Raw genomic sequence first — 17,937 nt, 5'->3', positions numbered from 1 at the left:
GGGCAGGAGGGGTGGGCGGGGGGACGGCCTTGCCCGCCTCCATCAGCATGGTGGCCAGATCGGCGAAGCGTTTGCCGTCGCGGGCCAGCAGACGCCGGGCGCTTTCAATGGCTGCTGCGGCCTCGCCCTCGTTCGAGCTGTCGACCAGGGCCAGCACCTTGCCCAGCTTCACCAGATCCAGCATGCGTCAATCGTCCATATTGGACGAGCAGCATAGCAGCCCGCCGGTTCCTGTCCAGTTCGGTGGTGTTTCCGGCCGATTTTACCCGCGCCGACAAAAACCTCGAAGGGCAACAGTGCAATCATTTGCTGCACTTGCCCCGATGGTGGTAGCAATAAGGCGGGCCGGGTCGCCTGCCGCGTGGGGCGGCCGGACCGGGTGACGGCCCCGAACATGGAATGGTGCGGCATCTTGCACGAAATGGGGAACATTCCGGGTCTGTCCGAGGGGGATTATGCCGCCCTGTACGACCGAATCGCACAGTCGCCGCAAGGGCTTGCTTTCCTGCGTGAGCATGCGCGCCGGGCGGGGGAGGCGGGGCAGACGCGGGTCGAAGTCGCGCTGAGCGATCTGCGCGGACTGTTCGAGAGCCAGTCCAGCCTGTTGCAGACATCGGGGCGCGCGGAAGTGCTGCGCAGCGAACTGATGGAAATGGCGGCATCGATCGAGCAGGCGCGCCGCGAGATTGCGGCGCTGCGGCCCAAGGACCAGTCCAACAACCGCCTGGACATCGCCACCAACGAACTGGACGCCATCGTTTCCACCACCGAACGGGCGTCGATCGAGATTCTGCAATCGGCCGAACGGCTGATGGAAGTTGCGGGCCGCCTGAAGCGGGCGGGGGCCGACCGTGATCTGGTGTCGGATATCGAAAACGAAGTGACGAACATCTTCACCGCCTGCTCGTTCCAGGACCTGACGGGCCAGCGGACCAGCAAGGTGGTGAACGCGCTGCGTTATGTGGAACAGCGCGTCAATGCCATGATTTCCATCTGGAACATCGACAGTGTGAAGGCTCCGGCCCCGACCGGTCCGGTCGATAGCCGGCCGGACGCGCATCTTCTGGGCGGCCCGCGTGACGATGGTGTGAACCAGAACGAGGTTGATGCGCTTCTGTCCGGGGCGATGCCTGCACCACGGCCGGCGTCCCCGCCACCACCCCCGCGACGGGACGCGGCGATGGCGGCCACCGCGGACGAACCGCCCAACCCGCTCGACCAATCCGAAATCGACAATCTGTTCGACTGATTAACGGAGACTTCTGATGGACTACACCGTCCACACCGCCGCTGATGGGTTGCGCGTCACCCTGTCGGGCCGTATGACGCTGATCGACCATGAAAAGTTCCGCAACGTCGTTGACGCGATCGAAAAGGCGGAAGGCAATGTCTGCATTTTCGACCTGACGCGTCTGGAATTCGTGGACAGTTCGGGCCTGGGCATGTTCCTGATCGCCCGCGATGTCGCGTTGCCGAAAAAGATGGAAATCGAGCTGTTCGGCGCACAGGAGTCGGTGAAGCGAATCCTGCAGATCGCGAAGTTCCAGACCCTGTTCCGCGTCACGCCCTGATACCGGGGCTGCCGCATGGTGTCCGACGCCCCGCACCCGGCTGCTGGTTCCCACCCGTCCATCGGCGGGGAGGTGCCGCCCGTGCTGTTGCGGCGGTTGGCCGAGGCCCACGGGCTGGTGCATGGCGATTGGGAAGTGGAAGCGGCGGAGGATGGCGGGCTTTTCACGGCCCCTATCATCCTGGTGACTTTGCGGGGTAGCGCGCGGGAATTGCGAGCCGCGCTGGACCTGGGTACCCGCGCCTATGTCGAACTGGGCGATGACGAGGAACTGCCCGCCGGGTTGCTGGCGGGGTTGACGGGTCAGCTATTGCTGCATCTGTCATTGTCCACCATCACCAGTTTCAGCCTGGACATGGCGCCGCAATTCTGTGCGGCATTGCTGGCACGCGGCTGGCTTGATGCGCAACGCCGGGCAGACGCGGAGATATGCGTGCATGAGGCGGTGTCGAATGCCATCGTCCATGGCAATCTGGATATCCATCAAGGGCCGTCAGCGGATGTGGGGGCCTTTGACAGTTTTTTCCGGGCGGTGCAGGACAGGCTGGCCGACCGTGCCCACGCCAACCGGCGCGTGACGGTGGAAGCCGTGGCCGGTCCCGAAGAACTCTGTATCCGTATCAGCGACCAGGGGCGCGGCCATTCCGGTCTGGCCCCGACCAGCATCGACCGGTTGGAGGCGAAGTCCGGGCGCGGCCTGCGCATCATGGATGAACTGGCCGACCGGGTGTCGTTCAGCGATGCCGGGCGCACCGTCAACCTGTATTTCCGCCGATGACGGAAGCGACCATGACGCCGCCGGCCCAGGGGCCGCACCGTATCAGCTTTGCTGACTGTCGCGTCCTGATCGTTGATGACAGCCGGTTCAACCGTGAAATCCTGTCGCGCTTCATGCATTGGGTGGGCATTGGCCGCATCGATGTCGCCGCCGATGGGGAGGAGGGGCTGGCAAGGCTGCGGGGCACCAGCTACGATCTGGTGGTGCTGGATATCGGCATGCCGGTGCTGGACGGGCTCAGCCTCTGCCGCCGCATCCGGCAGGAGCCGGCCTGGGCCGATCTGCCGGTGTTGATGCAGATATCCACCGCCAATGACCCGGCCGGGGTGAAATGTTTCGAGGCCGGGGCCAGCGATATCATCACCAAGCCGATCAATCCCGGCGAATGCATGGCGCGTGTCCGCCTGCATCTGGAAAAGCAGTTCTTTTTCCGCAACCTGTCGGATTTCCACCGCCGCCTGCAAAGCGATCTGAAGCTGGCCCGGTCGATGCAGACCTCGCTGATCCCCGATGCGCGCACGATTGCCACCGCCGGCGCCCGGCATAAGCTGTCGATCGAGGGGCATTTTGAGCCATCGGATGAACTGGGCGGTGATTTCTGGACCCTGTTCGATCTGGGCGATGATCAGTTGGGCCTGCTGGCTGCGGATTTTTCCGGCCATGGCATTTCCGCCGCCATCAACACCTTCCGTTTTCACACCCTGATCGAGCGCATACCGCCACAGGGGTTCGAGCCGTCGGAATGGCTGAGCATGCTGAATCGGCCGCTGAAGGATCTGTTGCCCGTGGGGCAGTTTGCCACCTGCTTCTATGGGATCATCGACAGCCGGCTGGGCAGCCTGTCCTATGCGGCTGCCGGTGCGCCCAGCCCGATGCTGTTCCATAACGGGCAGGTGACCATGCTGGATGCCAGCGGCCTGATGCTGGGGGTGACCAACAACCCGTCCTTTACGGCGGACATCGTGCCTTTCCCGCGCGGGGCCTCCCTGCTGGTCTATTCCGATGCGATGACGGAGGCCGATGACAAGGGCGGTCATCTGATCGGAGAGGACGGATTGCTGCGTCTTGTGCGGCAATGTTTCCCTGGCGGCGAGAACAGGCTTGCACGATTGCTCGCGTCCTTCGACACTATGGCTGCGCGGCCCCTGGCCGACGATCTGACGGCCATTTGCATCAGCAGGGTGTGACCATGCCGGTGATGTCCCTCCCCCATTGGATAAAGTCCTTGTTCAAGCCGAACCGGCGCCGGTTCGATCGCCATGCCGTACAGTTCAATGTTCGGCTGCAGGCGGGCGGCCAGACCTTCGATTGCCATATGCGCGACGTGTCGCCCAGCGGCGCTCTTCTGGTCGACGCACCCAACCTGCCCATCGGCACCATGGCGGTGCTTGAAATTCACCAGATCGCGCTGATGGCCGATGCACGGGTGGTGCGGCGCACGGACCTGGGCATCGGGATCGAATTCTCCAAGGAAGGGGTCGGGGCCATCGTGGCCGGCTGGGCCATGGGGCAAAGCCCCGTGGGCGAATAGAAGGGTTACCTCCACGGCCCTTGCGTCCGGGGGCTTGGCGGGCCATGTGCTATGGTCTTTACCCGACCGCCCCTGACGGAAACAGATCTTGGCCGTTCCCAACATTCAACCCGCCCCGAAAAAGGCCACCCGCACCCGTGCCCTGCTGGGCCGGCTGTCGGCATCCTATCTGGGACCCTACAAGCCGAAACTGGCCATCGCCCTGCTGCTGATGGCGCTGGAGGCGGCGGGGACGGGCGTTGTCGGATTGGGTTTCCAGCCCCTGCTGGACCGGGCTTTCCAGCCTGACAACCACGGTTTCCTGCTGCCCTTCGCGGCCATGATCATGGCGGCCTTCGTGGTGCGCGGCACGGCGGCCTATGGCCATTCGGTGCTGGTCAATCATGTGGGCCAGCGCATCGTGGCCCGTATCCAGGCGCAGGTCTATGGCCACCTGATCCGTTCCGACCTGGCCTTTCTGCATGGCCGCGCGTCGGGGCAATGGATTTCGCATCTGGTCAATGATGTGAACCAGATGCGGCTGGCCGTGTCGGAATGCCTGACGGGGGCCGTCAACCATGGGCTGACGCTGGTCGTGCTGGTTTTTGTCATGTTCTACCAGGATTGGCGCCTGGGCCTGATCGCCTTCACCGTGTTCCCGGTATCGGGCTGGTTCCTGGGCCGGCTGGGCAAGCGTCTGCGCCGCATTGCCGCCAGCCAGCAGACGGAACTGGGCAATTTCTCGTCCGTCCTGGGCCAGACGTTCCAGGGTGCGCGCCATGTGAAGGCCTATGGCATGGAGGCGTATGAGGAGCAGCGGGTGGGGGGAACCATCGACCGGCTGCGCAAGCTGACGGCGAAAAGTTACCGCACCGGCGCTTCCATGTTGCCCATCAACGAGATTTTCAGCGGTGCGGCCGTGGTGGGCGTCATCGTCTATGGCGGTCTGGCCATTGCCGACGGCACCCGCACGGCGGGACAGTTGGTCAGCTTCATCGGGTCCTTCATGCTGGCCTATCAGCCTATGAAGGCGCTGACCAAGCTGAACGCGCAGTTGCAGGTGGGGCTGGCTGCGGCTGACCGTGTGCTGGCCGTGCTGGACACGCCCCCCGCCATCACCGACCGCAAGGACGCCACGGTCCTGCCGCCCGACAGCCGCCACGACCTGACCCTGCGCGACGTCCGCTTCTCCTATGATGGGGAGAAGGAGGCGCTGGACGGCGTGGATATTGATGTACCATCGGGCCGCACGGTGGCCCTGGTCGGCGCATCGGGGTCGGGCAAGACGACCGTCCTGAACCTGATCCCCCGGTTTTACGATGTGACGGGTGGGTCGGTCAGCGTGGCCGGGTATGATGTGCGCGATCTGACATTGGAATCGCTACGCGCCTCCATCGCGCTGGTCAGCCAGGAAACGGCCCTGTTCGACGACACGATCCTGGCCAATATCGCCTATGGCCGGCCCGGCGCGTCACGGGCGGAGGTGGAGACGGCGGCCCATGACGCCGCGGCGCACGATTTCATCATGGGCTTGCCCGACGGGTACGACACCCTGGTCGGCGAAATGGGCCTGAAATTGTCGGGCGGGCAACGTCAGCGCATCGCCATCGCCCGGGCCATGTTGAAGAACGCGCCCATCCTGCTGTTGGACGAGGCCACTTCCGCCTTGGACAGCGCGTCGGAGCGGGCTGTGCAGGAAGCGCTGCGCCGCCTGCAGGCCGGGCGCACCACCCTGGTCATCGCCCATCGCCTGTCCACCATCGCCGATGCCGACCATATCTACGTGATGGATGCCGGCCGGGTGGTGGAACAGGGCACGCATGACGAACTGCTGGCCCAGGGCGGTGCCTATGCACGGTTCCAGATGCTGCAGGGCGGCATATAGGTCTGGTTCAGGCAAGGCCATCGGTCGAGTTCTTGACCGATGGAACCGGAGGAGTACCCGCGCTTGTCACCCCTGTTGATCTACAGACAGGTGGCGGGCAGCTCGGTGGTGGTGTGTTGTTGCTGGAACAACATATTCACACAAAATAATCGTTTATTTTGTGAATTCACATACAAAACGCGGCCATTTTCCCCGTGCGCCGCTATATTAACAGGAATGGCATGATATTTGCCATGAACCTCCCTGGCAATACCGCCCACCATGGAGGTTCCCATGCGTATCGTCGGCCTTTCCGGCAGCCTGTCCCGCGTCTCGCGCACCACGTCGCTGGTGGAGGATATGGTGTGTCGTCTGGCGACCCAACTGGGACCGGCGCAGACGCGTCTGGTGGAGGTGGCGGCCCTTGCGCCCGCCCTGGCGGGTACGCTGCATCCGCGCGAAGCCCTGCCGGCCCTTTACAATGCCTTCGCGGCCCTGCGCACCGCCGATGTGCTGGTCGTGGGCACCCCGGTTCAGAAAGGGTCCTATACGGGGCTTTTGAAACATTTCCTGGACCTGCTGGACCCTGACGATCTGGCGGGCAAGATCGTGGTCCTGGGGGCCACGGGCGCCGCCGGCGATCCCTTGTCGATCATCGACCATCAGCTTCGGCCGCTCTTCGCCTATTTCGGCACCCATACGGCGCCGACCGGTCTATTCGCCCGTGACGGCGATTTCCAGACCGACGAGGATGGCGGCTTCGCCCTGTCCTCCACCGCCCTGCTGGCCCAGGCCGACCGTATCGCCGAGGAAGTGGCCCGCCTGACGCGCGGCACGCTGGCCGGCGTTGCGGTCGTGGCCTGACGGGGAGGGGACGATGCCATCGATCCTCCACCGCCGCCTGCTGCCGCTGGTCGTGCCGGGCCTGATCCTGGCCGCGTGGATCGGCGCCACCAGTGGAGAGGGTGCCCCCCTCCAGGTGCTGGTGCCACCATCGGCCGTTATCGACGGTTTCAACGAGCTTCTGTCCAGCGGTGAACTGGCCGATCATCTGCGCGCCAGCCTGTGGCGTCTTCTGACGGGTTTTGCCATCGGTGCCAGCCTGGGGCTGGGCTTCGGCATCCTGCTGGCCCGTTCCGCCCTGGTGGCCGCCTATACCGGCCCCTTTTTCCAGGCGGTGCGGCAGGTGCCCTCCATCGCCTTCTTGCCCATGCTGATCCTGCTGCTGGGGGTGGATGAGGGGTTCAAGCTGGCCATCGTGGCCAAGGCCGCCTTCTTCCCTGTGGCGCTGGCCACCCATGACGGGGTGAAGGGCATTTCCAAAGGCTGGCTGGAAGTGGCCGCCATCTACCGCCTGTCGCCGGTCCGCGTGCTGCTGCGTCTGATCCTGCCGGCGACCGTGCCACCGGTCCTGACCGGTCTGCGCCTGGGTCTGACGCGGGCCTGGATCGTGCTGGTGGCCGCAGAGCTGATGGCGGCGGAAAACGGCATCGGCCAGATGATGGAAATGGGCCGCCAGATGTTCCGCATCGATACCGTCATGGTGGGCGTGGCCTTGACCGGCCTGATCGGGTTCGCCCTGGACCAGGGTTTCCGGCTGGCCGAGCGCCGGCTGGTCCGTTGGAAAACCGCGTGAGGAGGGGTTGAGAATGTCGCTGATCGCTGAATTTCCACCCAACTTCGTGCATGCCGACCGGATCGATGATCATGATCCGCCGCCGGCCTGGCTGGTGGCGCTGGTCAAGCGGGCGCGTGGCCTGCTGCTGCCGGTCCTGCTGGCCGGCCTGTGGCACTGGGCTTCCACCATCGATGCCAGCACCGCCTATGCCTTCGTCCCGCTGGATCAGATCGGGGACCGGTTGCTGCTGTTGCTGTCCAGCGGCGAACTGGCCGTGAATGCCGGGTCCAGCCTGGGTCGCGCCCTGACCGGGCTGGCGCTGGGGGGCTTGTCCGGCATTGTGCTGGGCAGCCTGATGGCCGGTTTCCCGATGGTGGAGCGCCTGTTCGGACCGCTGCTGCAAGCCTTCCGGCAGGTGCCGCTGCTGGGCTGGCTGCCCTTGGTCGGCCTGTGGCTGGGCAGCGGGGAGGGGGCCAAGCAATTGCTGGTCGCCGTCGCCGCCTTCCACCCGCTGCTGCTGAATTCCTATGAGGGTTTCGCCCAGGCTGAAAAGAAGCATCTGGAGGTGGGGCGCGTGCTGATGCTGTCGCGCTGGCGGACCTTCCGCTTCATCCTGCTGCCCACGGCCCTGCCCTCCATCCTGACCGGCATCGGACAGGCCCTGGCCTTCGCCTGGATTTCCACCATTGGCGTGGAACTGCTGTTCGGCACGGGCGCCGGCCTTGGCTCTCTGATGCATACGGCGCAGATGGCGGGCGACATGGGGGTGGTGGTGCTGTGCGTCGTCGCCATCGGCCTGATGGGCTATGGCCTGAATCTGATCCTGTCGCTGGTCCGCGCGCGCCTTCTGCGCTGGCGCGTCACCGGCTGAACCCTGGAAGAACTCCCATGAACGCCATCATCGATCCGCGCAGCGTCCAGGCCGACAGCGCCCCGCATACCGGCGGCCTGGCAATCCGGCATGTGGATAAAAGCTTTGATATCGACGGGCGCAAACTGTCGGTGCTGGAGGATGTCAGCCTGACCATCGCGCCCGGCCAGTTCGTCTCCATCGTCGGGGCCAGCGGCTGCGGCAAGTCCACGCTGCTGCGCCTGATCGCGGGCCTGGAGCGGCAGAACCGGGGCGATATCCTGCTGGACGGGGTGCCGGTGGCCGGTCCCGGCCTGGATCGCGGCCTGATCTTTCAGGATCACCGGCTGTTCCCCTGGCTGACCGTCGAACAGAATGTGCTGCTGGCCCTGTCCAACAGCGATGAAGCGGCGGCCGACAAACGGGTACGGGTAGCCAGTCTCCTGACCCTGGTGGGGCTGGACGGCTTCGCCCAGGCCTTCCCGCACCAGCTTTCGGGCGGCATGGCGCAGCGGGCGGCCATCGCCCGCGCCCTGGCGCCGGAGCCGCAGGTGCTGCTGCTGGATGAACCGCTGGGCGCGCTGGACGCGCTGACCCGGTTGCGCCTGCAATCGGAATTGCAGCGTATCTGGCTGACCCGGCGCAGCACCATGATCATGGTCACCCATGATGTGGATGAGGCGCTGTTCCTGGGCGATGTCATCGTCGTCATGCAGCCGGGCCGCATCGCCCGCATCCTGCATGTTCCGGCCCCCCATCCGCGTGATCGCGCCGACCCGTCTTTGGCACCGCTGAAGGCCGAAATCCTTTCCCTGCTGCATGCCGGCTGATCCTGGCGCCTTCCCGATAGGAATCCCATCATGACCCTTGCCGCCCCGGCCAATATTGACACGCTGTGGTATACGCGCTGCTCCGTCCCCACACCCTTCGGGCTGGCCGCACAGTTCGCCTGGTTTGAGCAGGAATTCGCGCCCGATGGCATCATCGTGAAGGCGTTGCGGGAGTCTGCCGATCCGGACGAACAGGCGTCCCACTTCACCCATTCGCTGCACCATTCCTTCCGCCAGGGCGGATCGGTGCCGCCCATCTGGGCGCGGGGTAAGGGGGGGCGGACCAAGGTGATCGGCATCACCTGGACCGACGAATACCAGGCCATCATCGCCCTGCCGCAATCGGGCATCCGATCGGTACGCGACCTGCGGGGCCGCCGGGTGGGCATCCCGCATCATGGCAGCCTGGTCGACCATAACCGCATCTCCGCCCTGCGCGCCTTTACGGTAGCGCTGGAGACGGAAGGGCTGGGTCTGGGCGATGTGGAGTTGAAGGATCTGGCCGATGAGGCCGTGCCGCTGGCCAATGATCCGCGCGCACCCGATGCCACGGTGACCTTTGCCGGTCGCCGCCGCCGTCATTCCTACACGAACGAGGTCTATGCCCTGGTCCGGGGTGAGGTCGATGCCGTCTATGTCAAGGATGTGCGCGGGGCGGAGGTGACGCAGTTGCTGGGCGCGGGGATTATCTTCGATCTGGGTTTCCATCCCGATCCCTATATCCGCGTGTCCAACTGCACTCCCCGTCCGCTGACGGTGAATGAGGACACGATCGAGAACCATCCCGAGATCGTCACCCGCTTCCTGCGCAATGTCGTGAAGGCTGGTGAATGGGCGGCCCTGCATCCCGACGATGCCACCGCCCTGGTGGCGCGGGAGACGGGCTGGTCCGAACGCTGGCTGCGCCGCGCCTATGGGGAGCAGTTGCACCGGTCGCTGTCGGTGGAACTGTCCGACGACAGCATCAAGGGCCTGGGTGTGTTCAAGGATTACATCGCCTCCATCGGGGCGCTGGACCAGGATTTCGACATCAATGACTGGATCGACCCGCGCCCCCTGGCCGAGGTTCAGGCACGCATCCGGACCGCAGCATAAGGAGACTGGACCATGATCGACCGTCGTTTCCTGCTGAAGGCCGGTGTCGCCGGCATGGCCGCCGTGGCGGCGCCCGCGGTGATTACCCGTGCGCAAGGCCTGCCCAAATCCATCCGCATTGCGGGTGGGGTGAATTTTGCGCAAGGGCAGGTGCAACTGACCGGCTATGCCGCCATCATCCAGCATCAGGGCTGGCTGGAAGCGGAGTTGGGCAGGCGCGGCGTCAAGCTGGAGCCGTTTGCCGTGTCGCATAAGGCGACGGGGCCGCAGATCAATGAAGGCTTCGCCAACGGCTCCATCGAGTTCGCCTCCTACGGCGATCTGCCCACCATCATCTGCAATGCCAATGGCGTGCAGACCCGGCTGCTGGTGCCCAATGGCATGGGCGGCAGCGGCGATACGTTCCTGGTGGTGCCGGCGGGGTCCACGGCCAAGGATGTGGCCGATCTGAAGGGCAAGCGTATCGCGGTGCATCGCGGCCGGCCCTGGGAAATCCCGTTCTTCCGCCTGCTGGCGGCGCGCGGCCTGTCCCCGTCGGACTTCACCATCCTGAACATCGATCCCATGACCGGGGCGGCGGCCGTGTCGGCCGGCAAGGTCGACGGGTTGTTCACCATGACCGACGCCTATCTGCTGGAAGAAAAGGGTGTTGCCCGCATCCTCTGGTCCAGCAAGGGGCAGGGGCCGGAATGGAAAATGCGGACGGAGATGTTCGGGCGAAAGGATTTCATCGAAAGCCAGCCGGAACTGACCCAGTTGGTCGTCACCGCCTATGTCAAGGCCGCGCACTGGGCCTCTGACCCGGCCAACAAGGAGAAATACCTGGATTTCCAGGGCCGTACCGGCACGCCGCGCAGTGTCCTGAACCGTACCTATGACGAGCAGGGGGTGGAATGGCGGCAGCGCTGGGCGCCGCTGTTCGCCCCGGATATTGCCGAACGCTATCAGGACACGGTGCAATACGCCCTGGACAACAAGCTGATCCGCCAGCGCATCGACGCGTCGGCCCTGCTGACCCCCTCCTTCACCGCCAAGGCGCTGAAGGATCTGGGCCTGGAAAGCTACTGGCAGGGGGCGGCATGAGATATTAACATTTTAAACAATGTATATTAGTATAATTCACCGTTTGACACTGCCAATTATTGCCCCTAAAATCCGAAGCAATGAAGTGGGGTATTTTCCCTGCTGGGCGATCGGAAAGGGGCCGCGATGGCTTTGCAACCTGGCGGGCGGGAAGGACCGCCCGGTTTGATGACCTTCGACAGTCCGGGCTTTCACTCGCAAAGCATCCGGGCCAGCGCGGTCGTGTTCGAGGACCCGGCCTCCCGCCAGCTTTATGACCGCATCGGCCGTATCGGCCCGTCGGAGGCGACGGTGCTGGTGGCCGGCGAGACGGGCACCGGCAAGGAGCTGGTTGCCCGTCTGCTGCACCGGTTAAGCGCGCGGGCCGCCCGGCCCTTCATCGCCATCAATTGCGCCGCCCTGCCGGAAAATCTGGTGGAGAGCGAGTTGTTCGGGCATGAGCGCGGGGCCTTCACCGGCGCTGTCAGCGCCAAGCGCGGCTGGTTCGAGGCGGCGCAGCACGGGACCCTGTTCCTGGACGAAATCGGCGACCTGCCGCTGACCATGCAGGTGAAGCTGCTGCGGGTGCTGCAGGAGCGGGAGATTTCCCGTGTCGGCAGCCGCGCCGCCATTCCCATTGATGTCCGCATCATTGCGGCCAGCCACGTGAATCTGGAAGGGGCGGTGCGGGCCGGCCGGTTCCGGGAGGATCTGTATTTCCGCCTGAATGTGGCGCAGATCCGGGTGCCGGCGTTGCGCGAACGCCCAGCGGATATCCTGCCCCTGGCCCGGCATTTCCTGAAAATGTACGGGGAGCGGCTGCGCATGCGCAGCGTGGGCCTGTCCCCCGCTGCCGAACGGCTGCTGACCGCCTATGCTTGGCCCGGCAATATCCGCGAGTTGGAAAACGTCATCCACCACGCCCTGCTGGTGATGAATGGGGAGGCGATCGGCCCGACCGACCTGAACCTGCCCGGACAGCGTATGCCCGTCGAAACCGTAGTGCCCGCTATGGTGACCGACACGGCCCCGCCCAGCTTTGACAGCGCGCTGCTGCCGCTTTTCGAAAGCGGGGCGGAGAACCTGTATGATCTGGTGGAGGCGAAGCTGTTTCAGGCCGCCTATGAATATTGCCACCGTAACCAGCTTCAGACGGCGAAGCTCCTGGGCATCACCCGCAACATCCTGCGCCACCGGTTGAAGCAGTATGGCCTGCTGTAACATCGTCGGTCACAATTCTTGACCGATGGTCAGATTGGGTCGCCGTCATCATCGGCGGACAGGTCCACCAGCGGTTCCCATCGCATGGTGGACGAGGTTTCCACCACCAGGCGACGCATGGCCCGTTCCAGGATGCCCGTCGCGGCCGTGGGAATGCGGTCAAGCGGACGCACCATGACCAGGGTGCGGGAAAGGGCGGGCGGGTCCAGCGGTGCGGCGGACAGGCGCCCTTCCGTGACCGGGTCATGCACCGCAGAATAGGGCAGCATGGTGAACCCCTGGCCGGTGCGGACCATGTCCAGCAGGGCGGGCAGGCTGTCGACCTCTACCCGCACATCCAGATCCAGCCCGTGGTCGATGCGTAACTGATCCAGCAACAGGCGCAGCCGGTTGGGGCGGGATGGCAGGATCAGCGGCATCGTCCCCAGCGCATCCAGGGTGACCGGCACCGGCGCCGCCAGCCGGCCCGCGCCGCCGACCAGCATGATCGGTTCACGCAGCAGCGGCGTTGCCGCCAGCGGTCCCAGTGATCGGTCCGCATACAGCACGGCCACGTCCAGCCGCCCCGACATGATCAAGCCATGGATGGACGCGCTGAACCCGTCCAGCAATTGCAGGGCGACCTTTGGATAATGTTCCAGGAACCAGGCGGACAGGCGCGGCAGCATGGCCAGCGCCAGCGAACTGGGTACACCCAGAGACAGACTGCCGGATGGTTCCGCCGACAGGGCGGCCACGGCATCGCGCGTCGCCTGTGCCTCCCGCAGCAGCCGGCGGGCATGATCCGCCAGGACCTGTCCGGCGGGCGTCGGCGTCACGCCCCAGCCATGACGCACCAGCAGGCCCGTTCCCAGATCGTCCTCCAGCGCCCGCATCTGCCGCGACAGGGCCGGCTGCGCCACCCGCAGCACGGCCGCCGCCTTGGACAGGCTTTGCAGGTCGACGATCCGGACAAAATAGGAAAGCTGCCGCAGGTTCATCGTCCACCCCATACCTTTTCGGCATAAGCACTGGACGTACTCTATCTTGGACGTATGGCGATGGCGATGCCAGAATGACAAAAATTGCACCATAATGCAGGAACAGCCATGAGTGACCTCAGCGCCCGCAGCCATCCCGACATTCGCGAGGCCGTGCGCCGCCTGTGCGCCGGTTTCCCCGGCAGCTACTGGCAGGCGCTGGACCGCGACCGGGCCTATCCCACCGATTTTGTGCAGACATTGACACGGGAAGGGTTCCTGTCGGTCCTGATCCCGGAGGAATATGGCGGGTCGGGCCTGGGGCTGGGGGCGGCCATCGCGGTGCTGGAGGAGATCCACCGGTCCGGCTGCAATGGCGGTGCGTGTCATGCCCAGATGTACACGATGGGCACGCTGCTGCGGCATGGCACGGCGGAACAGAAGGCCAGATACCTGCCGGCGGTGGCGTCGGGCGACCTGCGCCTGCAGGCCTTCGGCGTCACGGAGCCGACCAGCGGCACCGACACGACCCGCATCCGCACCTTTGCGAAGAGGGTGGGGGACAAGTTCGTCGTCAACGGTCAGAAAATCTGGATCAGCCGGGCCGAACATTCCGACCTGATGGTGCTGCTGGTCCGCACCACCCCGCGCGAACAGGTGGCAAAAAGCACGGATGGCCTGTCGGTGCTGCTGGTCGATATGCGCGACGCGGTGGGCAAAGGGCTGACCATCCGGCCCATCCGCACCATGCTGAACCATGCCACGACCGAACTGTTCTTCGATGATCTGGAAGTGCCGGCGGAGAACCTGATCGGGCAGGTGGACAAGGGGTTCAAATATATCATCGACGGCATGAATGCCGAACGCATCCTGATCGCGTCGGAATGTATCGGCGACGGCCGTTTCTTCATCGATCGGGCCAGCGCCTATGCGCGGGACAGGGAAGTGTTCGGCCGTCCCATCGGCCAGAACCAGGGGGTGCAATTCCCCATCGCCCGCGCCCATGTGCAGGTGACGGCGGCCGCCTTGATGGTGGAACAGGCGGCCGCCCTATTCGATGCCGGGCGTCCTTGCGGGTCGGAGGCGAACATGGCCAAGCTGCTGGCATCGGAAGCGTCCTGGGCAGCCGCCGATACCTGTCTGCAGACCCATGGCGGGTTCGGCTTTGCCGAGGAATACGATATCGAGCGCAAGTTCCGCGAAACGCGGCTGTATCAGGTGGCGCCCATCTCCACCAACCTGATCCTCAGCCATGTGGCGACCCATGTGCTGGGCCTGCCGAAATCCTTCTGATGCCGGTCAGGCGGTGCGGGCGCGCAGCGGTGCGCGTCCCAGGGCCAGGGCGGCGGCGGCCGGCAACAGCAGGAAGATCACGGTCAGGATCAGCGACAAGCCGACCCGTTTCGCATCCCCCAGAATATGGTCGGTGATGAAGCCGACCGTGGCCGGGCCGCCCGCCATGGCCAGCAGGCCCGTTACCAGCACATAAATGGCGGAGACGCGGCCACGCAGGTGCGGGGGCGTCACCACCTGTACCAGGGCCGGCCCCATGCTGGCGGTGGACAGGATCAGTGCCATGAACAGGCCGAACAGCACCACCGTTGCCCATGCATCACTGACCAGGAAGGCGGCGATGCCGCAGGGCGCGGCGGCCAGCACGGTCGACAGGCACCAGAACAGGTGCGCATCGCGACGCCCGCCACGGAACAGCCGGTCCACCATGCCGCCATGCAGGGGCAGGCTGAGCGCCGCCAGCACCTGCACAATCCCCAGCACCATGCCTGTCCGGGCGGGGTCCCAGCCATGGACACGCATGAAATGGCTGGGTGCCCAGAGCTGGAAACCGATGGTGACGGCATAGGTGGTGCCGAAACCCAGGAAGATGGCGGCATAGAGCCGGGCATTGCCGCGCAGCCAGATCAGGGCTTCGCCGTAGCCGGTGCCCGCCCCGGCGGGTCTGGCCCGGCGGGGCGGTTCGCGAAACAGGAAGACCAGCAACGCCAGCAGCAGCCCCGGCAAACCCGTCAGCAGGAAAACCTGTCGCCAAGACTCAAGCGAGCCCAGAACGGGTATGTCGATGCTGCCGGCCCGCGTCACGGCGGCCACGATGGGACCGCCCACCAGGAACACGATGCCGGCCCCCATCACCCCGCCCATGACATAGACCGACATGGCCAGCGACACGCGCTGGGGCGGGAAACTGTCGCCGATCAGGGAATAGCTGCCGGTGCCGAAGCCGGATTGCCCGGCCCCCAGCACGGCCCGCGCCGCGAACAGATCCAGGAAACCCCTGGCCAGTCCGCACAGCGCCGCCGCCACGCTCCACACTGTGACGGCGGCGTACAGCACGCGCCGGCGGGGGAAGCGGTCAAGCGCCAGCCCGGCGGGAATGGCACACAGACAAAACAGGAGGGCGAAGGCCGGTCCCTGCAGCAGGCTGATCTCAAAATCCGAGAGGCCGAGGTCACGCTTCACCGGCTCCACCAGCAGCGCGATGATATAGCGGTCGGTCAGCGACAGGATATAGAGGGTGAACAGCACGGCCACCGTGAGCCAGCCCGCCGCGGGGCCGGGATAACCGGCGGCCCCGTTCCCGGCGGGGGGAAGGGTCGTCGCATCCGTCATGGATATGCCCTCAATACTGGCGTTCAGGCAGCGTCAGGACCAGACCGGAAAGTGCGGGGTTTACCCTGATCTGGCAGCACAGGCGGCTGTCCGGCCCGGGATCGATGGCCATTTCCAGCATCGACACCTCCTCCGCCGTTGCCGCGGGCAGACGGTCGCGCCAGGCGTCATCGACACGCACATGGCAGGTGGCGCAGGACAACGCCCCGCCGCAATCGCCCAGGATGCCGTCGATCCCTTCCTTCACCGCGCCTTCCATCACCGACCAGCCGTCGGGAATGTCCAGGGATTGCCGGTCACCGCCGGGGGAGATGAAATGGATCAGTACCATGCGTTCCTCCCGCCCATCAGCCGGCATCCTGGCCGTCAAGGACGGTCAGGGCCTTTTCGGGGCACGAGCGGACACCCCGGAGGGCCAGCGCCTCCTGCCCCTCCGGCACGGTAATGTCGCCGGGTAGGATGTAGCCGCTGTCATCCAACTGGAAAATCTGCGGCGCCAGCGCATAGCAGCGGGCATGGCCCTGGCAGATATTGGGTTTCACGCGGATTATCATTGTTCTTTCCTCCCTGTTCGGACTGTTCACGTCCAGTCCAGCACCAGATTTTCGATCCCGAAGACATAGCCGCCATAGGTGACCGGTGCCGTCCCCTGCTTGATGCGGAAGGTCGGGATACGGGCCAGGAATTCCTCCAGCCCGATGATCAGTTCACGACGCGCCAGGTGCGATCCCAGGCAGCGGTGGGGGCCATAGGCAAAGGCCGTGTGGCGATTATTGTCGCGGGCCAGATCGATACGGTCGGGGTCGGGGAATTCCGCCGGGTCGCGGTTGGCGATCATCGTGGGGCAGGAGACGAGGTCGCCGGCCTTGATCATGATCCCGTCGAAATCGTAATCCTTCACGGCCTTGCGCAGCATCTGGATGGTGGAATAGGCCCGGAAGAATTCCTCCACCGCCGGCTTGATCAGGTCCCGGTCGTCCCGCAGCCGCTGCTGGTCGTCGGGATGCCGGGCCAGATGGTAAAGGTCAAAGCCCACGGCGGCAGCCACCGTGTCCAATCCGGCTTCGAACAGCAGCACGGCGATGCCCAGGATTTCCTTGTCGGTCAGGGGGCGGCCCTGCACGTCCGCCTTCAGCAGGAAACCGACAAAATCCTCCGCCGGTTCCCGTTTGCGCAGGTCGATCAGACCCTTCATGAAGTTGACCACGGTGCGCATGGCGTTCAGGCGCTGGTCCAGCGTGCCGTGGAACTGATCGTTGGCCCAACCCAGGAATTCATCCCGCCGGTCGTCCGACACGCCCAGGAACTGCAGGAAGACGCCGACCGCGAAGGGAAAGGCGAAATCATTCATGATCTCGCAGCTACCCTTGTCCTTGAACCCTTCGATCAGGCGGACGGCCCGTTCGCGGGCGCCGGCCTCCATCGCGTCCACCCGCTTGGGCGACAGCAGCGGGTTCAGCAGCGCGCGGTACATCTGGTGGTCGGGCGGGTCCTTCTCCAGCGGGACCATGGGCAGATCCTCGCCCAGGGCGGCCATGAAGATGCCGCGGTTGCTGGAAAAGACTTCCGGATTCTGCAGGATGCGGCGCTGGTCCTCGGCCCGCGTCACCACCCAGGTGCCGCGCCCGTCATAAGTGTTGGCCGGCGCGTAGAACAGCGGCGGACCCTCCCGGTGCACAAAGCTGAGCGCCGCCTGCGGATTGCCATTGGGCGTGGGGGCCATGCCCGGCGTCTTCCAATAGCTGAAATCGCGGACAAGATGCGGCGGGACATGGTTCGGGATGACGGGCTGGGCCTGCGGCATCGGATGCTCCTTCAATAGCGTTGCGACCGGCCGCCCCGCTTGGGCGGGTGTTCGGGACCGATCCTCCCTGGGCCGCACTATGAAGATAAAACGTTTGTTGTACAACGCATGTTTTTGCACTGATGGTTATTTTTATGCGTGATTTGGGCGG

The 17,937-nt window shown here is 65.0% G+C and carries 21 protein-coding genes; 14 read left to right on the top strand and 7 right to left on the bottom strand.

The window, feature by feature from the left end:
* Nucleotides 1-184, bottom strand: a 184-nt coding sequence (locus tag KBA48_RS21775) for a DUF2786 domain-containing protein (protein WP_292910323.1), incomplete at its 3' end; no start/stop codon positions are given.
* Nucleotides 185-421: 237 nt separating this feature from the next.
* On the opposite strand from KBA48_RS21775, the gene KBA48_RS21770 reads away from it, so the two are divergent.
* The 6 genes from KBA48_RS21770 (at nucleotide 422) to KBA48_RS21745 (ending at nucleotide 5,743) form a co-directional block, all read left to right on the top strand.
* Nucleotides 422-1,249 carry a hypothetical protein gene (locus KBA48_RS21770; protein WP_292910321.1) on the top strand — a complete coding sequence of 276 codons (828 nt, stop codon included), beginning with the start codon at nucleotides 422-424 and terminating at the stop codon, nucleotides 1,247-1,249.
* A 16-nt stretch (nucleotides 1,250-1,265) separates the two neighbouring features.
* Nucleotides 1,266-1,571, top strand: coding sequence for an STAS domain-containing protein (locus tag KBA48_RS21765; RefSeq protein ID WP_292910320.1), 306 nt, complete (start codon nucleotides 1,266-1,268; stop codon nucleotides 1,569-1,571).
* A 15-nt stretch (nucleotides 1,572-1,586) separates the two neighbouring features.
* Complete coding sequence (locus KBA48_RS21760; RefSeq protein WP_292910318.1) at nucleotides 1,587-2,348, top strand: ATP-binding protein; 762 nt, start codon at nucleotides 1,587-1,589, stop codon at nucleotides 2,346-2,348.
* An 11-nt stretch (nucleotides 2,349-2,359) separates the two neighbouring features.
* On the top strand, nucleotides 2,360-3,535 hold the full coding sequence (locus KBA48_RS21755) for a PP2C family protein-serine/threonine phosphatase (protein ID WP_292910316.1): 1,176 nt from the start codon (nucleotides 2,360-2,362) through the stop codon (nucleotides 3,533-3,535).
* A gap of 38 nt (nucleotides 3,536-3,573) precedes the next feature.
* On the top strand, nucleotides 3,574-3,879 hold the full coding sequence (locus KBA48_RS21750; RefSeq protein ID WP_292910314.1) for a PilZ domain-containing protein: 306 nt from the start codon (nucleotides 3,574-3,576) through the stop codon (nucleotides 3,877-3,879).
* A gap of 88 nt (nucleotides 3,880-3,967) precedes the next feature.
* Nucleotides 3,968-5,743, top strand: a complete 1,776-nt coding sequence (locus KBA48_RS21745; protein ID WP_292910312.1) for an ABC transporter ATP-binding protein — start codon at nucleotides 3,968-3,970, stop codon at nucleotides 5,741-5,743.
* 80 nt (nucleotides 5,744-5,823) lie between these two features.
* Here KBA48_RS21745 and KBA48_RS21740 read toward each other — a convergent pair whose 3' ends face one another.
* Nucleotides 5,824-6,006 carry a hypothetical protein gene (locus tag KBA48_RS21740; protein WP_292910310.1) on the bottom strand — a complete coding sequence of 61 codons (183 nt, stop codon included), beginning with the start codon at nucleotides 6,004-6,006 and terminating at the stop codon, nucleotides 5,824-5,826.
* A 10-nt stretch (nucleotides 6,007-6,016) separates the two neighbouring features.
* Between KBA48_RS21740 and KBA48_RS21735 the strand changes: the two genes are divergently transcribed.
* From KBA48_RS21735 to KBA48_RS21705, 7 genes are all read left to right on the top strand, one after another.
* Nucleotides 6,017-6,586, top strand: coding sequence for an NAD(P)H-dependent oxidoreductase (locus tag KBA48_RS21735; protein ID WP_292910308.1), 570 nt, complete (start codon nucleotides 6,017-6,019; stop codon nucleotides 6,584-6,586).
* Nucleotides 6,587-6,599: 13 nt separating this feature from the next.
* Nucleotides 6,600-7,358 (top strand): ABC transporter permease, encoded by a 759-nt coding sequence (locus KBA48_RS21730; protein WP_292910307.1) that lies wholly within the window; start codon nucleotides 6,600-6,602, stop codon nucleotides 7,356-7,358.
* A gap of 13 nt (nucleotides 7,359-7,371) precedes the next feature.
* Nucleotides 7,372-8,211 carry an ABC transporter permease gene (locus tag KBA48_RS21725; RefSeq protein ID WP_292910306.1) on the top strand — a complete coding sequence of 280 codons (840 nt, stop codon included), beginning with the start codon at nucleotides 7,372-7,374 and terminating at the stop codon, nucleotides 8,209-8,211.
* A 17-nt stretch (nucleotides 8,212-8,228) separates the two neighbouring features.
* Nucleotides 8,229-9,020: an ABC transporter ATP-binding protein gene (locus KBA48_RS21720; protein ID WP_292910304.1), complete on the top strand. Its 792-nt coding sequence runs from the start codon at nucleotides 8,229-8,231 to the stop codon at nucleotides 9,018-9,020.
* Between the two features lie 30 nt (nucleotides 9,021-9,050).
* Nucleotides 9,051-10,115: an ABC transporter substrate-binding protein gene (locus KBA48_RS21715; RefSeq protein WP_292910303.1), complete on the top strand. Its 1,065-nt coding sequence runs from the start codon at nucleotides 9,051-9,053 to the stop codon at nucleotides 10,113-10,115.
* Between the two features lie 12 nt (nucleotides 10,116-10,127).
* The gene (locus KBA48_RS21710) at nucleotides 10,128-11,198 is read left to right on the top strand and encodes an ABC transporter substrate-binding protein (protein WP_292910301.1); all 1,071 of its coding nucleotides are present in this window, start codon (nucleotides 10,128-10,130) and stop codon (nucleotides 11,196-11,198) included.
* Nucleotides 11,199-11,324: 126 nt separating this feature from the next.
* Entirely contained in the window at nucleotides 11,325-12,398 is a 1,074-nt protein-coding gene (locus KBA48_RS21705; RefSeq protein WP_292910299.1) for a sigma-54-dependent Fis family transcriptional regulator, read from the top strand.
* 29 nt (nucleotides 12,399-12,427) lie between these two features.
* Here KBA48_RS21705 and KBA48_RS21700 read toward each other — a convergent pair whose 3' ends face one another.
* Nucleotides 12,428-13,378 (bottom strand): LysR substrate-binding domain-containing protein, encoded by a 951-nt coding sequence (locus KBA48_RS21700; protein ID WP_292910297.1) that lies wholly within the window; start codon nucleotides 13,376-13,378, stop codon nucleotides 12,428-12,430.
* A 108-nt stretch (nucleotides 13,379-13,486) separates the two neighbouring features.
* Between KBA48_RS21700 and KBA48_RS21695 the strand changes: the two genes are divergently transcribed.
* Nucleotides 13,487-14,650 (top strand): acyl-CoA dehydrogenase family protein, encoded by a 1,164-nt coding sequence (locus KBA48_RS21695; RefSeq protein WP_292910295.1) that lies wholly within the window; start codon nucleotides 13,487-13,489, stop codon nucleotides 14,648-14,650.
* Nucleotides 14,651-14,656: 6 nt separating this feature from the next.
* On the opposite strand, the gene KBA48_RS21690 is transcribed toward KBA48_RS21695, so the two are convergent.
* From KBA48_RS21690 to KBA48_RS21675, 4 genes are read right to left on the bottom strand one after another with little or no spacing between them, the layout of a single operon-like run.
* The gene (locus KBA48_RS21690; RefSeq protein ID WP_292910293.1) at nucleotides 14,657-15,982 is read right to left on the bottom strand and encodes an MFS transporter; all 1,326 of its coding nucleotides are present in this window, start codon (nucleotides 15,980-15,982) and stop codon (nucleotides 14,657-14,659) included.
* Between the two features lie 10 nt (nucleotides 15,983-15,992).
* Nucleotides 15,993-16,313, bottom strand: coding sequence for a 2Fe-2S iron-sulfur cluster-binding protein (locus KBA48_RS21685; protein ID WP_292910291.1), 321 nt, complete (start codon nucleotides 16,311-16,313; stop codon nucleotides 15,993-15,995).
* A gap of 16 nt (nucleotides 16,314-16,329) precedes the next feature.
* Complete coding sequence (locus tag KBA48_RS21680; RefSeq protein WP_292910289.1) at nucleotides 16,330-16,536, bottom strand: ferredoxin; 207 nt, start codon at nucleotides 16,534-16,536, stop codon at nucleotides 16,330-16,332.
* A 26-nt stretch (nucleotides 16,537-16,562) separates the two neighbouring features.
* Nucleotides 16,563-17,786, bottom strand: a complete 1,224-nt coding sequence (locus KBA48_RS21675) for a cytochrome P450 (RefSeq protein WP_292910287.1) — start codon at nucleotides 17,784-17,786, stop codon at nucleotides 16,563-16,565.
* Nucleotides 17,787-17,937 lie beyond the last annotated feature (151 nt).

Origin of the sequence: Niveispirillum sp. (genome assembly GCF_017996735.1) — a bacterium.
Classification (GTDB): Bacteria; Pseudomonadota; Alphaproteobacteria; order Azospirillales; family Azospirillaceae; genus Niveispirillum.
Note: the sequence above shows the minus strand (reverse complement) of the source record. Positions and strands in the feature narration are given on the sequence as shown.

What these genes read in the sequence shown, in the direction of transcription:
- KBA48_RS21720 (WP_292910304.1), top strand. Translation starts at nt 8,229, where the DNA reads ATGAACGCCATCATCGATCCGCGCAGCGTCCAGGCCGACAGCGCCCCG.
- KBA48_RS21725 (WP_292910306.1), top strand. Translation starts at nt 7,372, where the DNA reads ATGTCGCTGATCGCTGAATTTCCACCCAACTTCGTGCATGCCGACCGG.
- KBA48_RS21730 (WP_292910307.1), top strand. Translation starts at nt 6,600, where the DNA reads ATGCCATCGATCCTCCACCGCCGCCTGCTGCCGCTGGTCGTGCCGGGC.
- KBA48_RS21700 (WP_292910297.1), bottom strand. Translation starts at nt 13,378, where the DNA reads ATGAACCTGCGGCAGCTTTCCTATTTTGTCCGGATCGTCGACCTGCAA.
- KBA48_RS21770 (WP_292910321.1), top strand. Translation starts at nt 422, where the DNA reads ATGGGGAACATTCCGGGTCTGTCCGAGGGGGATTATGCCGCCCTGTAC.
- KBA48_RS21685 (WP_292910291.1), bottom strand. Translation starts at nt 16,313, where the DNA reads ATGGTACTGATCCATTTCATCTCCCCCGGCGGTGACCGGCAATCCCTG.
- KBA48_RS21695 (WP_292910295.1), top strand. Translation starts at nt 13,487, where the DNA reads ATGAGTGACCTCAGCGCCCGCAGCCATCCCGACATTCGCGAGGCCGTG.
- KBA48_RS21675 (WP_292910287.1), bottom strand. Translation starts at nt 17,786, where the DNA reads ATGCCGCAGGCCCAGCCCGTCATCCCGAACCATGTCCCGCCGCATCTT.
- KBA48_RS21760 (WP_292910318.1), top strand. Translation starts at nt 1,587, where the DNA reads ATGGTGTCCGACGCCCCGCACCCGGCTGCTGGTTCCCACCCGTCCATC.
- KBA48_RS21690 (WP_292910293.1), bottom strand. Translation starts at nt 15,982, where the DNA reads ATGACGGATGCGACGACCCTTCCCCCCGCCGGGAACGGGGCCGCCGGT.
- KBA48_RS21735 (WP_292910308.1), top strand. Translation starts at nt 6,017, where the DNA reads ATGCGTATCGTCGGCCTTTCCGGCAGCCTGTCCCGCGTCTCGCGCACC.
- KBA48_RS21680 (WP_292910289.1), bottom strand. Translation starts at nt 16,536, where the DNA reads ATGATAATCCGCGTGAAACCCAATATCTGCCAGGGCCATGCCCGCTGC.
- KBA48_RS21740 (WP_292910310.1), bottom strand. Translation starts at nt 6,006, where the DNA reads ATGGTGGGCGGTATTGCCAGGGAGGTTCATGGCAAATATCATGCCATT.
- KBA48_RS21755 (WP_292910316.1), top strand. Translation starts at nt 2,360, where the DNA reads ATGACGCCGCCGGCCCAGGGGCCGCACCGTATCAGCTTTGCTGACTGT.
- KBA48_RS21765 (WP_292910320.1), top strand. Translation starts at nt 1,266, where the DNA reads ATGGACTACACCGTCCACACCGCCGCTGATGGGTTGCGCGTCACCCTG.
- KBA48_RS21710 (WP_292910301.1), top strand. Translation starts at nt 10,128, where the DNA reads ATGATCGACCGTCGTTTCCTGCTGAAGGCCGGTGTCGCCGGCATGGCC.
- KBA48_RS21705 (WP_292910299.1), top strand. Translation starts at nt 11,325, where the DNA reads ATGGCTTTGCAACCTGGCGGGCGGGAAGGACCGCCCGGTTTGATGACC.
- KBA48_RS21715 (WP_292910303.1), top strand. Translation starts at nt 9,051, where the DNA reads ATGACCCTTGCCGCCCCGGCCAATATTGACACGCTGTGGTATACGCGC.